The sequence below is a fragment of the Campylobacter sp. BCW_6468 genome (assembly GCF_001762865.1).
Lineage (GTDB): Bacteria > Campylobacterota > Campylobacteria > Campylobacterales > Campylobacteraceae > Campylobacter_D > Campylobacter_D jejuni.
Genome location: NZ_MJXQ01000012.1, coordinates 1 through 14,157 on the forward strand (window position 1 = coordinate 1; position 14,157 = coordinate 14,157).

Consider the following 14,157-nt stretch of genomic DNA (forward strand, 5'->3'; position numbering starts at 1 on the left):
ATAAATCCAATCGGTATTTACCGATTGGATTTATTAAGAACAAATCAAATTAAGTTAAACGAAACTCCAGGAGCTTCCTATCAAGACAATGGTTTATGGTTTCAAATTTTTGCTCTTGCTAAAAGTATTTATTTTATTAATGAAGCATTTTATATGCTTAGAAGAGATAATCCTAATTCATCCGTAAAAAGCAAAGAAAAAGTATATTGTGCATGTGAAGAATATGATTTTATTCGAGATTTTTTAAAAAAACATCCTGATCTTGAAAAAACACTTGCTCCAATATGTGCTTTGCATCGTTTTGGAAATTATATGTTTACTTTAGAAAGAATCGATGAAAGATATAAGTTGGATTTTTTAAAAAGATTTTCGCAAGATTTTCGCAAGATTTTAAAAGATAAAGAGCTTGATGAGAATTTATTCGGAAATATAAATATGCAAAGAATTAATAAAATAATTGAAAATCCTGTAATATATTATTATTTTTCTAGAGGAGCTAGAGCTCGTTTGCAAAACCAGCTGGTATATAGATTGGGTAAAGTTGTTGTTGAGGCAAAGTCATTTAATAAAATTATTAAATTACCTTTTCTTATGCTCAAAATTTGCCTTGAGCATAATTTTGAGCATAAAGTTTATAGGTCTATTGTACAATTTAGACCAGATTTGAAGCTTCTTCCATTAGAGTGTTATTTGGATTATCATGAAGCATTAGTTATAAAAGAGCATTTATCTTATAAATTTGGAAAATTGATTTTGCTTTCTTTTAAGGGATGGTATAAAGGGAAGATTTTTATTTTGCCATTTATGTTAAAAAAAAGATATAAGGAATATAAGAATAAGATGATATAATATTTTTGGCAGTTTGTTTTAAAGGATGTTTTAATGCAGCGATTTAAAAAATGGTTTTTGTCTATCATAAAAAATTTCAAGCAACATGAAAAAATTAAGATAGATCTTAATAATACAAAGATAGATCTTAATAATACAAAGATAGATCTTAATAATACAAAGATAGATCTTAATAATACAAAGATAGAATTATCGCAATTAAAAAAAGAGCACTATAAAGTATTAGATTTTCATTTAAGAAAAATTACACCTCAAGCTTTTTTAGAGATTGTTGAAATTCATTTAGCCGAATCATGTAATTTAAATTGTTTTGGTTGTAATCATTTTTCACAAATAGCTGAAAAAGAATTTCCAGATATAGAAATTTTTAAAAAAGATATGCAAAGACTTTCAGAAATATCTAAAGGTATTGTCGGAACTTTTAGATTGATGGGTGGCGAACCTCTTTTAAATCCCAATTGTATACAGTTTTTTGACATTACAAGATATTTTTTTCCAAAAAGTGCCATTTGGTTGGTAACTAATGGTATTTTACTTGATAAGCAAAATGAGGATTTTTGGAATTCATGCCAAAGGAATAAAATGCAAATTCGTCCAACAAAGTATCCTATAAAAATTAATTGGGATTTGATTAAAGATAAGTGTGATCAATATGATATCCCCTTGATATTTTTTAACAATGGAGAGTTGGAAAAAACTTCTTGGAAATTTTCTCTAGATCCTTCTGGAAATTGTGATAATTACCATAGTTTTACAAATTGTAGTATGGCAAATCACTGTGTTCAGTTTAAAGATGGAAAGCTATTTACTTGTACCTTTCCTGCACATGTACAGCATTTTAATAAAAAGTATGGAAATCATTTTGAAGTTTGCGAATTTGACTTTATTGATATTTATAAAGCCAAGGATTATCAAGAAATTTTATTTTTTCTTTCTAAGCCTATTCCTTTTTGTAGATATTGCAAGGTATCACAATGGGCAGAAATTGGAAAATGGCGTTCTAGCAATAAAACAAAACATGAATATTTAATTTGAAAGTGTATTATGATAAAAAAAATTCTTCTTATTACTCCAGAACTAGAATATACAGGAGCTTTAAATAGTTTTAAAAGAATATGTGAAGTATTATTGAATAATAAATATGCTGTAGATATTTGGACCTATAATGAAGGACCTTATATTAGTGAGTTTGATAAATTAGGCGTATATGTTGAAGTTATTTCAGAAGATGATATTGATTCTAAATGGGTGCATGAAAGAATTTCAAAATATTCATTGGTCATAGCAAATACTATAGTAGTATATAAATGTGTTGAGTTGATCCAAAATTTAACTCCTGTTGTTTGGTATATTAGAGAGGCTGAAAATCTTCCTGATTTTTTTTGGAAGCCAGAAAGGAAGTTGGCTTTAGAAAAAGCTAAAAAACTTTATGTGGTTAGTGAGTATGCAAAGGATTTTATAATTCATAATTATAATAAAAATGTAGAGGTTTTACATAATTATGTAGATGATGTTTTTTATGAAAAGCATGACGATTTTTTAAAACAGATAAAGTCAGATAAATTAAAATTTTTAGCTTTAGGGACTATTGAAAAAAGAAAAGGTTATGATGTGCTGTTACAAGCTTTCATTGATCTTCCAGTAGATATAAGGGATCAATGTGAGCTTCATTTTGCTGGAAGATTTTGGGAGGGAGCTAAAGATTTTTTCCCCAAGATTTTATCATTAGCCAAAAAATTTCCAAACATTTTTTATCACGGGGAATTAAGAGATAGAAAAAAAATACACTCTTTGATTTTCCAATGCAATGTTATGGTTGTACCATCTAGAGATGAATCGTGCTCTTTGGTTGCATTGGAAGGTGCGATGATGTCTAAACCATTGATATTAACTGAAAATATTGGAGCTAAATATATTTTAGATGAAAATAGTGGATGGTTGGTTAAAACCGGTAGCGTAGATTCTTTAAAAAATGCTTTTATACAAGCGTATAAAAATAAAAATAAGTTAGATGCAATGGGTGCAAATTCTAGGAATAATTATCTTCAAACATCCACTTATGAAATTTATGAAAAAAATATTTTAAAAATGGTTCGAGATGAAATTTGTAAAAATCAATATTTATATCGTATTAATCAAGAAAATTATGTACTTTTTTCTTTTGATATTTTTGACACTTTAATTTCTAGAAACATAGCTAAACCTAGTGCTGTATTTTTAATAATGAAACAAAAAATGAGAAATATGGATTTTCCTTTAAATTTAGTTAAAAATTTTGATAGAATAAGAGTGGAGGTTGAGCAGTATTATTATCGAAATGTGTGTAAAAATAAATATGAAGATACCAATTTTGATGAAATTTATAATTTATTACAGCAGAATTTTTCTTTAAGTTTTCAACAAAAAGAGGAGTTAATGAAACTCGAAATTAATACTGAAAAAGAGACATTATATCCAATTAAAAAAAATATAGAATTGGTTGAAGAGCTTATTAAAAATGAAAAGAGAGTTGTTTTAATTTCTGATATGTATTTTAGTTCTTCTATTATTAGAACCTTTTTAAATAAATTTTCCCCTATTTTTAATAATATTCCAATATATATGTCATCAGAGTTTAGATTAAAAAAAAATAGCGGGAATTTGTTTAAGGCTATATTAAATTTAGAAAAAGTTGATCCAAAAAAATGGATTCATTGCGGCGATAATTGGGTGGCGGATTATCTTAAGCCCTCAAATTTGGAAATTTCTACAAATTTTTATATTAATCAGTTGCTTCCATATGAAGAATTTGCATTAAACCGTAATTCATTAGATATGGATTTGCAAAAAATAATTGGAATATCTAAAAAGATAAGACTTGAGAATACCTTGACTAACTTGCAAGAGATAGGAGTTTCATTTGGTGCCCCTATGCTATTACCTTATGTTCAGTGGATTTTAAATATTGCTTTAAAAAACTCTATTAGATGTTTATATTTTATAGCAAGAGATGGTTATGTATTGCAAAAAATGACCGATATGTTAATTCAAGCAAAAAAAATTAATATTAAAACAAAATACTTGTATGGTTCTCGAGAGTCTTGGAGAGAGCCTTTTAGAAATAAAGATAAGTTAAAAATACAGCTAATTGATGAGTATTTGGATCAAGAAATTGATAAACAAGAAATTTTTGCTTTTGTTGAGTGCTGTGGCACGGGTGAAACTTTGGATTATATTGTAAAAAGAATTGAAAGTAATCAACAATTTAAAAATATGTTTTTTGGCAGTTTATATTTATATCGTAGTAAATTAAATAAAACTAAAACTCAATCTTTATTTATGCTCCCTTTAAATGAAAATTATACTTATGGTATAGAATTATTTGTTCGTTCGTTACAAGGTCAGGTTTTAGGATATGATAAAAAAGATGGTAGAGTGATTCCTGTTTTTGATTTTTTAGAAGGGGAGGCTTTGCAAAAGTTTAGATATGATGAATATATCGATGGGGTAATGCTTTTTATGGAGTATATAGTAAAAACTGATAATTATGAAAAAATCTTTGACAATATGAATGTAACTATTTTATATCTGAATTATTTAAGCAATAATTATATAGATAAAAAATTTATCGAAATTATGGGAAATGTTCCATTTATTCTTAATGGAGTAAAAGATAGAGTGGGTATTTTCGCTCCTAGGTTAAACAACAAAATAACATTAGATCAAAAAAATTCTTTTTTTAACTGGTCTGTTTTAAGAAGTTGTAAAGATATTAGAGTTAAATATAATATGGATAATGATTGTTATTTTGGCCTTATCGGTGCTGTAGATATTATAAAATCTCATCTTTCTTATAAATTGGGCAAAGTTATACTTTTAAATATTAAAAATCCTTTAAAATGGATAAAGCTGATAGTTTTAATTCCTATTTTAATTTTTTCTCATCATGAGCAAAAAAAAATTTATTTAACTGAAAAAAAAATAAACATAGATTTGAGTTTTTATAAAGATTACAATGAGGCAATTATGGTTAGAAATTTTTTTTCCTATCAGCTTGGAGAGCTTATTTTAAAAACATCTAGAAAATGGAATGTTTTAGCTATAGTGATTTTACCTTATAAGATTGCACAGCTATATAGAAAGAAATTTAAGAAAGGATAATAATGGATAATTCAAAACCTCTCATAATTGCAGGAAGGGATGATGGATTTGGAGAGAGAATGAGAGCATTATTAAATGCTCTTTATATATCTAAAAAATTTGGTTTTAAATTCGGTTTTGTATGGAGAGATATTAATAATATTCAAAATTTATTAGATGGTAAAGTATTGATTCCTTGGGCAAATTTGCCAACTAGAGAGTATTTGTTTGATCAAGATTTTATTAAAAGTTATTATAGACAAGATATAGAATTCGCTTATGAAACACCAGTATTGTGGAGTTTGTATAGACAAAGCATTAAAAATATTTTGAAAAAACCTTACGAAAAAGAATGGGGGTGGTATTCAACTCAAGGTGATCTTAGTGAATATTTTACAGATGTTGACGAGGGCGAATATAGAACAGAGTTGGTTTCATGTTGGAAACAAATAGATTTTTCATCTCATGTTAAAAAAATTTTTGAAAAAGCTCATAGTAAATTTTTAGACATTGGAAAGTTTGTTGCTATACATATTAGAACAGGTGAGGTTATTCATGATGAATTTTATAGAAATATACTATATCATTGTAGATATAAAATCTTTCCATACCCATTTGCTTTAGAGATTGCTCTAAAAGAAATAAAAAAAGGACATCGTGTTATTTTTTTTGGAGATGATCTTAATTTAATACAGAATTTAAAAGAATATTGTTCTTTTAATAAACAAGCTCAAGAAAATATTTTTTCAATAGATGATATCATAGCTTTCGAACAATTAGATAATGGATATGATAGATTACTTTTTGAATTGGTTTTAATGTCTAAATCTGAGTATATATTTGGTTCTGGGACAACAGGATTTTCAAGATGTGCTAGTTGGATAGAAAATAAAATTTTTATCAATATATTTGATCATTTGTCGCTCATTGAACAATATGAGATTATTTTAAAATATATTGATATTGAAAATATTGATGACTTGTATCGATCGTGCAATTATTTTTTCCTTTTTTTACTTTCGGAACAATTGAATTTAAATTTTGATATAAAATTAAGATATTTAAGTAAATCTTTAAGGTATGATTCTGGTAGCTTAAATTCTGAAGTGTTTTATATTAATTTGTTGTTGCAAAATGAAAAATTTAAAGAAGCAGATGATAGGTTGGAGCAAGTAATTTGTAAAAATAAAAAAAAGTTTTTCGACTTATTGCTAGGATATGGCCAAAATCCAACTTTTCCTTACGATATTTATATGAATTATTATTTTAAAGATTTTGATCAGTATAGTAATATTTTCTATGTTGCATGTAGGATTTTTTCTGAATTTAATATTCCAGAATCTAGGGTCAATACTTATTATCCTAATTTTCATCCTATAATATTTGATCAATTTAAAATGTTTATTTTTAAAGATCTTCCTAAAAACGATCAAGAAATAGGTGCTGTAAAAAAGATTCGTAATCATTTAGCTTATAAACTTGGCGTTGCTGCTATTAAAAATTCTAAATCTTTATGGGGATATATAAGGATGCCATATGTTTTGTCTTACATAAGAGATATGCATAAAGAAAGCCAAAATAAAATGGATAAAAAATCTATTAGTTTAGAATATTATTCTGATTATGAGTCGGCTTTAAAAGAAAAAGAGGGTTTTGTTTATAAATTAGGACAGATTATAATCAAAGCTCATAAAAATTGGCATAAAGGAGGATATATTATGTTGTGGTTTGAGGTTAAAAAATTAAAAAAAGAATTTAAAAAAGGAAAATAATGGCAATAGAATTTGATATACAAGAATCAAAAATTTTAAAAGGAGTGTATATCATAACTCCTAATAAATTTAGAGATTTAAGAGGTGAAATTTGGACAGCTTTTACAGATGAATATTTAAGCAAGTTGGTTCCAGATGGAATTAAATTTAAGCATGACAAATTTATAAATTCCCATTTTAATGTTTTACGTGGAATACACGGAGATGTGAAAACTTACAAACTTGTAACTTGTGTCTATGGAGAAGTGCATCAAGTTGTGGTTGATTGCAGAAAAGATTCCCCAACTTATTTAAAATGGGAGAAATTTATTATAAGTTATAAAAATCAGCAACTTATTTTATTACCACCAAATATGGGAAATTCTCATTATGTGAGTTCAAAGGAAGCAGTGTATTATTATAAACTTGCTTATGAGGGGGAATATATGGATGCACCTGATCAATTTACTTATGCATGGAATGATGAAAGAATTGGTATAGATTGGCCAACAAATACGCCTATTCTTTCCGATCGCGATATTCTTGCAACTAAAAATAAAGGATAAATTATGGAAAAATTATTAAAAGAATTAAATAATAATATTAAACTTAGCAATCAATTGTCCTATCAAATCTTAATGTCAAATATTATTTCGAATTTAGATATTGATAAAAAAGATAAAGAAATTTTACTTTTATTATTACAAGCAAGAGATAGAAATTATATTCGTATAAATAATAATGAACAATGTTATCAAAATATCATAAATTATTTAAATCTCATTCGACCTTTGGAATTGCCTTTGTGTGATTTGTTAAGAATAGGTGGTAATGGAGATGGTGGTTATGTGATGTATAATGGGGGGGGGGATATGAGTGATATTAATGCAAAAGCTCTTTCTTTGGGTGTTTCGGATAGTTCTCCTTGGGATTTAGAAATGGCTCAGAGGGGATTTAAGGTGATAGAATATGATGCTAGTATAGAAAAATGTCCTTATGACCATGAAAATATTGTTTTTCATAAAAAATTTATAGGTAATGTAAATAATGAGAATACAATTACTTTGGTACAAGCTTTAAAAGATAATAATTTAGATGAGAGCAAGCCAAATATTTTGCAATGTGATATTGAAAATTGCGAATGGGATATGCTTGAAAATATTGATATAAGTATTTTAAATAAATATTTCTCACAAGTTATATTTGAATTTCATGGGTGCAATCCTGAGGAGCAAGATGGGGTGGAAAAAAGAATAAGTTTGCTAAAAAAACTTAATGAATATTTTGTTCCAATGCATACGCATTTTCACAACCATGGGAAAATTTTTTATTCTCAAGGATTATTTTTTAGTACCACTTTGGAGGTTAGTTATTTAAGAAAAAATTTGATTAATCTTGATATTATGAAATATAGAGATGTCGCAGGGGGATTTAAAAATTTAGATTTTCCTTGGATTTCAAATCCAGAAATTCCAATACGATTTAGAGGTTATTGATGCAAACAAATTCAAAAATATATATAGCGGGGCACAAAGGAACCGCAGGTACAGCATTGGTAGAAAACTTACAAAAAAGAGGATTTAATAATCTTGTTTTAAAAACAAGGCAAGAGCTTGATTTGGTTAATCAGCAAGCGGTTGCTAAATTTTTTAAAGAAGAAAAGCCAGAATATGTTTTTTTGACTGCAGTCTTACCTTGTGGTGCTGCAAATGTCGCTCAAAGGGCTGATTTTATTTATGAAAATTTGATGATTCAAAACAATGTTATTCACAATTCATTTCTTAATAATGTTAAAAAATTGGTATTTTTTGGTTCTGGGTATATGTATCCTGAGAATGCTAAAAACCCATTGAAAGAGGAATATTTATTTCAAGGTGATTTAGAATATGGCGCTTATTCTTTTGGTGCAGCCAAAATAGCTGGAGCTATAATGTGTGAAAGTTATAATATTCAATATGGTACTAATTTCATTACTCTTGTTTTAAATAATCTTTACGGAACTAAAGCAAATTTTGATTTTGGAAAATCAAGAGTCTTACCCGCATTGCTTAGAAAATTTCATTTAGCAAAATTGTTAAGCGAGGGTAATATAACTCAAATCCTTCAAGATTTGAAAATGAATAATTTTGAAGAAGCAAAAGAATATTTGCATAATTTTGGAATTAGTAAAAAAAGTGTAGAAATTTGGGGCACTGGAAAAGTTAGGAGAGAATTTATTCATAGTGACGATCTAGCCGATGTAGCTATCTATACGATGCAAAATATTGATTTTAAAGATCTTATTAAAGATAGAAAAAGTAAAAATACCCATATTAATATAGGGACAGGTATTGACTATTCAATCAAAGAAGTTGCTTTGATGGTAAAAAATATAGTTGGGTTTAGCGGAGAACTAGTTTTCAATACTTCTAGACCGGATAGCACAATGGATAGACTTATGGATTGCTCAAAAATTCATTCTTTAGGTTGGAGGCATAAAATTGAACTTAAAGATGGTATTAAAATGATGTATGAATGGTATAAAACACAAAATTGATTTTCAAAGACGAAAGGAAAAGTATGTCAAAAAAAGTTTTAATTACAGGTGGTGCAGGTTATATAGGTTCGGTTTTAACGCCGATTTTACTTGAAAAAGGTTATGAAGTTTGTGTGATTGATAATTTGATGTTTGATCAAATTTCTCTTTTATCTTGTTTTCATAATAAAAATTTTACTTTTATAAATGGTGATGCTATGGATGAAAATCTTATTAGGCAAGAGGTAGCAAAAGCTGATATTATTATTCCTCTAGCTGCTTTAGTTGGAGCTCCACTTTGTAAAAGAAATCCAAAATTAGCTAAAATGATCAATTATGAAGCCGTAAAAATGATAAGTGATTTTGCAAGTCCTTCTCAAATATTTATTTATCCCAATACAAACAGCGGTTATGGTATAGGAGAAAAAGATGCAATGTGTACTGAAGAATCTCCCTTGCGTCCTATCTCAGAATATGGGATCGATAAAGTGCATGCGGAGCAATATTTGCTCGATAAAGGAAATTGTGTGACTTTTCGTTTAGCTACTGTTTTTGGAATTTCACCTAGAATGAGACTTGATTTACTTGTTAATGATTTTACTTATCGTGCATATAGAGATAAATTTATAGTGCTTTTTGAAGAGCATTTTAGACGCAATTATATTCATGTTCGCGATGTGGTTAAAGGATTTATTCATGGAATTGAGAATTATGATAAGATGAAGGGTCAGGCTTATAACATGGGATTAAGTTCTGCAAATTTGACCAAAAGACAGCTTGCTGAAACAATTAAAAAGTATATTCCTGATTTTTATATCCATTCAGCCAACATAGGTGAAGATCCAGATAAAAGAGATTATTTGGTTTCAAATACTAAATTAGAGGCTACAGGTTGGAAACCAGATAATACTTTAGAAGATGGTATTAAAGAGCTTTTAAGAGCGTTTAAAATGATGAAAGTTAATCGCTTTGCAAATTTTAATTAAAATTAAAGGAGATAAATAATGAAAAAAGAACAATTGGAAGTATTAAAAGAGGCTCTAAATGGCTTGATTTATCAAATTGATAATCATCAGCAAGCTAGGAAACCAATAGCTGATGTAGAAAGGATAATTTCAGAGTTGCAAGTATTAAACCATTGGAATAAGCAAGAAAATGTTTATAATGCATTGCATTTAATTCAGGGTGCTATAGCCGATCCACAAGGGCTTGGTAGATTAAATTTGTTATTAGATAATGCCAGAATTCCAAAACAATATTATGATATTTTTTACAAGATGCTTTATGTCGATAAATATGGGGGGGGGGATGGATATCGTCCAGTATGTATTGATTGTGGTGGACATGCAGGCTTAATTACTGATATTATTTTACATTGTGGCGGGCAAAGTTATATCTTTGAGCCAAATATTTATTTAAATTATTTTTTAAGAAAAAAATATGAAAATAATATAAATGTAAAACTTTTTCAAAAAGCAGTATCGGACAGAAATTATGAAACAGATTTTATTATGTTTGGAAATAGGATACTATCTCAAGGCAATCGTATAGTTGAAAGTGTACAAGACAGTCAGACGGAAAAAACATATAAAGTTCAAGTAATTGATTTATGCGAGTTTATCGAAAATGAAATTTTAACACAACATAAAAGGATTTATTTTCTAAAACTTGATATTGAAGGAATGGAGTTTGAGATAATGAAAAAAATTATTGAAAAAAAAATATATAAAAAAATTGATTATATTGCTTGTGAAACACATGAATATATGTTTGATGATTCAGAGAAAAAGATAGGGGAGTTAAAGCAATTGATTAATAAATGTAATATTCAAAATATTTTACTTGATTGGATATGATAAATAAATTAGGAGATTTATGAAAACCATACGCACACAAACTCCTCTTCGTCTCGGTCTAGCAGGTGGTGGGACTGATATAAATTTATATTGTGATAAATATACAGGTTATGTTTTAAATGCGACTATATCTTTATACATACATTGTACTTTGATCAAAAGAGAAGATGGAAAAATCATTTTTGATTCTCCTGATACAAATTCTTACTGTGAGTACGAAAGTAAAGAATTCTTAGGAAATGATGGAAAATTAGATATTTTTAAAAGTATTTATAATCGCATTGTAAAAGATTTTACAAAAAAACCTTTGAGTTTTTCTTTGCATACCTATTCGGATGTACCAAGTGGTAGTGGCTTGGGCGGAAGCTCAACTTTGGTTGTAGGGGTTATAAAAGCCTTTGCAGAATGGCTTAATCTACCTTTAGGAGAATATGAAATCGCTAAACTTGCTTATGAGATAGAAAGAGAAGATTTAGGCATAGTAGGTGGAGCACAAGATCAATACGCCGCAACTTTTGGTGGTTTTAATTTTATGGAATTTTATAACAATAAAAGAGTCATTGTTAATCCTTTGCGTATTAAAAACTGGATAGCTAGTGAGCTTGAAGCTAGAACTGTGCTTTATTTTACAAATATCACAAGAGAAGCAAAAGATATAGAAGAGCATAAAAAAGGAAAGCTTGGAGATGAAAAATCTTTAGAAGCCATGCACGCGATAAAACAAGATGCTATAAAGATGAAAGAAGCTTTATTTAGAGCCGATTTTGGTACTTTGGCGCAAATTTTAGGAAAATCTTGGCGGTCAAAAAAAATCATTTCAGAAATCGTTAGTAATGATGAGCTTGAAAGAATTTATAAACTTGCTATAGATAACGGAGCCTATAGTGGCAAAACCAGCGGAGCAGGAGCTGGTGGATTTATGTTTTTCTTCGTAGATCCTACTAAAAAATACAACTTAATCAAAGCTTTAAGAAAAGAGCAAGGCTATGTGCAAGATTTTTCATTTACAAAAGAGGGGGTTAAATCATGGAGAATTTAAATTCCTATATAAAAGGACATTTTGCAGATTCTATTTTAGTAAAAGAACAAATTTTAAAAGATGAGAATTTGATAACTCTTATTAAAAATGCTTCATTAGAAGTCATAAAAGCTTATAAAAATGGTAACAAAACTTTATTAGCAGGAAATGGTGGCAGTGCTGCAGATGCACAGCATATTGCAGGGGAATTTGTAAGTAGGTTTTATTTTGATAGACCCGGTATCGCAAGTATTGCACTTACTACAGATACTAGCATATTAACAGCTATTGGTAATGACTATGGTTATGAAAATTTGTTTGCTAGACAAGTGCAAGCTCAAGGTGTTAAGGGAGATGTTTTTATAGGCATTTCAACAAGTGGAAATAGTAAAAATATCTTAAAAGCTTTAGAGTTTTGCAAACAAAAAGAAATCATAAGTATAGGCTTAAGTGGAGCTAGTGGCGGGGCTATGAATGAACTTTGTGATTATTGTATAAAAGTGCCTTCAACTTGCACGCCAAGAATTCAAGAAGCGCATATTTTAATAGGACATATTATTTGTGCTATTGTCGAAGAAGAGCTTTTTGGTAAAGGTTTTTCTTGCAAGCAATAATACTTTGTGGCGGCTTAGGAACAAGACTTAAAAGTATTATAAAAGACATTCCAAAGCCTATGGCACCGATAAATGATAAGCCTTTTTTAGAATTTATTTTTGAGTATCTTAAAAAGCAAGGTATAAAAGAAGTAATTTTAGCAGTATCATACAAATATGAAGTGATAAAAGAGTATTTTAAAGATGAGTTTTTAGGTATAAAAATAAAATACAGCATCGAAAAAGAGCCTCTAGGAACAGGCGGAGCCATAAAAGAGACTTTGAAATTTGTAAAAAATGAAGCTTATGTTTTAAATGGTGATACTTTTTTTGACATAGATTTAAGTAAATTAAAGCTAAATGAAAGTAAAATTTGTCTTGCTTTAAAACAAATGAATGATTTTGATAGATACGGCACAGTAAATGTTGATGAACAAGATCTTGTAATTTCTTTTGAGGAAAAGGTATTTAAAAAGCAAGGTTTAATCAATGGTGGAATTTATCTTTTAACTAAAGATATTTTTAATGATTTTGCTTTGCAGGAAAAATTTTCTTTTGAAGAGTTTTTACAAGAAAATTATAAAAAACTAAAGGCTAGGGCTTGTATTTTTGATGATTATTTTATAGATATTGGTGTGCCTGAGGATTATTATCATTTTCTAATCAATAATTGAATATAATTATTTCTTGTTTTTTTGATTGATTTATTTTAAAGGAAAAACCCATGCTTAACCCAAATTCAGCCATAGAAAGAGTAAAAAACCATTTAGCTTATAAACTAGGTCAAACTGTGATAGAACATAGACATAACGGGGGGGGGTATATAGCATTATTTAAAAAACTCTATAAAATCAAAAAACAACATAAAAAAGAACAAAAAATTTATCAACAAATCATACAAGTCTTTCCCCAACTTAAATACCCAAGTTTAGAAACATGTTCTGATTATAATGAAGCTTTAAGATGTAAATTCCATTTATCTTACATGATAGGTGAAGTTTTAATTAAGGCTTATCAGAATTGGTATAAAGGAGGTGGATTTAAATTAAAAAATAATATTAAAAAAGCAAATAAAGAATTTCAAATTTTTAGAGAAATTCTAAAAGAATTTAAAGAATTAAATGGTGAAGCTTTAAAAGCTATTCAAGATAATAAACAATTATTCCTAAAAGAATTTCCAAGAATAAAAAATATCTTAAAAACACATCAAGATTATCAACCTATACTAGATAATATCTTTCACAACTTTAATTATTTTATAAAAAATTTCGATCTTATAGAAGAATGGTTATTATCAGATGATTTCAAAGAAAAATATAAAAAAGAAAACCATCCTTATCCTTCATTACTTGATCCTAAAAAACTTAATGATGAAAATGAAAAAATCAATTATCATAACATACCTGCTGAACTTGCTTGGAAGATGAATTTGCCTTTACCGCCCAATTATGAGTTT

At 28.0% G+C, this 14,157-nt stretch carries 11 protein-coding genes and 2 pseudogenes; all 13 read left to right on the plus strand.

Going from position 1 to position 14,157, the window contains the following annotated elements; genetic code table 11:
- Positions 1-849: pseudogene (locus tag AJ889_RS00790) on the plus strand (glycosyltransferase family 2 protein); the annotation flags it as partial.
- Positions 850-882: 33 nt separating this feature from the next.
- Positions 883-1,884, plus strand: coding sequence for a radical SAM protein (locus AJ889_RS00795; protein WP_019109096.1), 1,002 nt, complete (start codon positions 883-885; stop codon positions 1,882-1,884).
- Between the two features lie 9 nt (positions 1,885-1,893).
- Entirely contained in the window at positions 1,894-4,989 is a 3,096-nt protein-coding gene (locus AJ889_RS00800) for an HAD-IA family hydrolase (protein WP_070293199.1), read from the plus strand.
- Positions 4,990-4,991: 2 nt separating this feature from the next.
- Positions 4,992-6,740 carry a hypothetical protein gene (locus AJ889_RS00805; protein ID WP_002934843.1) on the plus strand — a complete coding sequence of 583 codons (1,749 nt, stop codon included), beginning with the start codon at positions 4,992-4,994 and terminating at the stop codon, positions 6,738-6,740.
- The gene (locus AJ889_RS00810; RefSeq protein WP_002858190.1) at positions 6,740-7,285 is read left to right on the plus strand and encodes a dTDP-4-dehydrorhamnose 3,5-epimerase family protein; all 546 of its coding nucleotides are present in this window, start codon (positions 6,740-6,742) and stop codon (positions 7,283-7,285) included. Before AJ889_RS00805 ends, AJ889_RS00810 begins: the two co-directional genes overlap by 1 nt.
- Before the next feature lie 3 nt (positions 7,286-7,288).
- Positions 7,289-8,215: a hypothetical protein gene (locus tag AJ889_RS00815; protein ID WP_002852387.1), complete on the plus strand. Its 927-nt coding sequence runs from the start codon at positions 7,289-7,291 to the stop codon at positions 8,213-8,215.
- A complete protein-coding gene (locus AJ889_RS00820; protein WP_002934842.1) occupies positions 8,215-9,255 on the plus strand; it encodes a GDP-L-fucose synthase in 1,041 nt (346 codons plus the stop codon). The genes AJ889_RS00815 and AJ889_RS00820 overlap by 1 nt, the downstream gene beginning before the upstream one ends.
- Positions 9,256-9,278: 23 nt before the next feature.
- Entirely contained in the window at positions 9,279-10,220 is a 942-nt protein-coding gene (locus tag AJ889_RS00825) for an NAD(P)-dependent oxidoreductase (protein WP_002858299.1), read from the plus strand.
- Positions 10,221-10,238: 18 nt separating this feature from the next.
- The gene (locus AJ889_RS09085) at positions 10,239-11,090 is read left to right on the plus strand and encodes an FkbM family methyltransferase (RefSeq protein WP_002857889.1); all 852 of its coding nucleotides are present in this window, start codon (positions 10,239-10,241) and stop codon (positions 11,088-11,090) included.
- Between the two features lie 19 nt (positions 11,091-11,109).
- A complete protein-coding gene (hddA, locus tag AJ889_RS00835; RefSeq protein ID WP_002858413.1) occupies positions 11,110-12,129 on the plus strand; it encodes a D-glycero-D-manno-heptose 7-phosphate kinase in 1,020 nt (339 codons plus the stop codon).
- Positions 12,117-12,722: a D-sedoheptulose 7-phosphate isomerase gene (gene gmhA2 / locus AJ889_RS00840; protein ID WP_002857991.1), complete on the plus strand. Its 606-nt coding sequence runs from the start codon at positions 12,117-12,119 to the stop codon at positions 12,720-12,722. The genes hddA and gmhA2 overlap by 13 nt, the downstream gene beginning before the upstream one ends.
- Positions 12,710-13,375, plus strand: a complete 666-nt coding sequence (hddC, locus tag AJ889_RS00845) for a D-glycero-D-manno-heptose 1-phosphate guanosyltransferase (RefSeq protein WP_002857908.1) — start codon at positions 12,710-12,712, stop codon at positions 13,373-13,375. The genes gmhA2 and hddC overlap by 13 nt, the downstream gene beginning before the upstream one ends.
- A gap of 50 nt (positions 13,376-13,425) precedes the next feature.
- Positions 13,426-14,157, plus strand: a pseudogene (locus tag AJ889_RS00850) (sugar transferase); the annotation flags it as partial.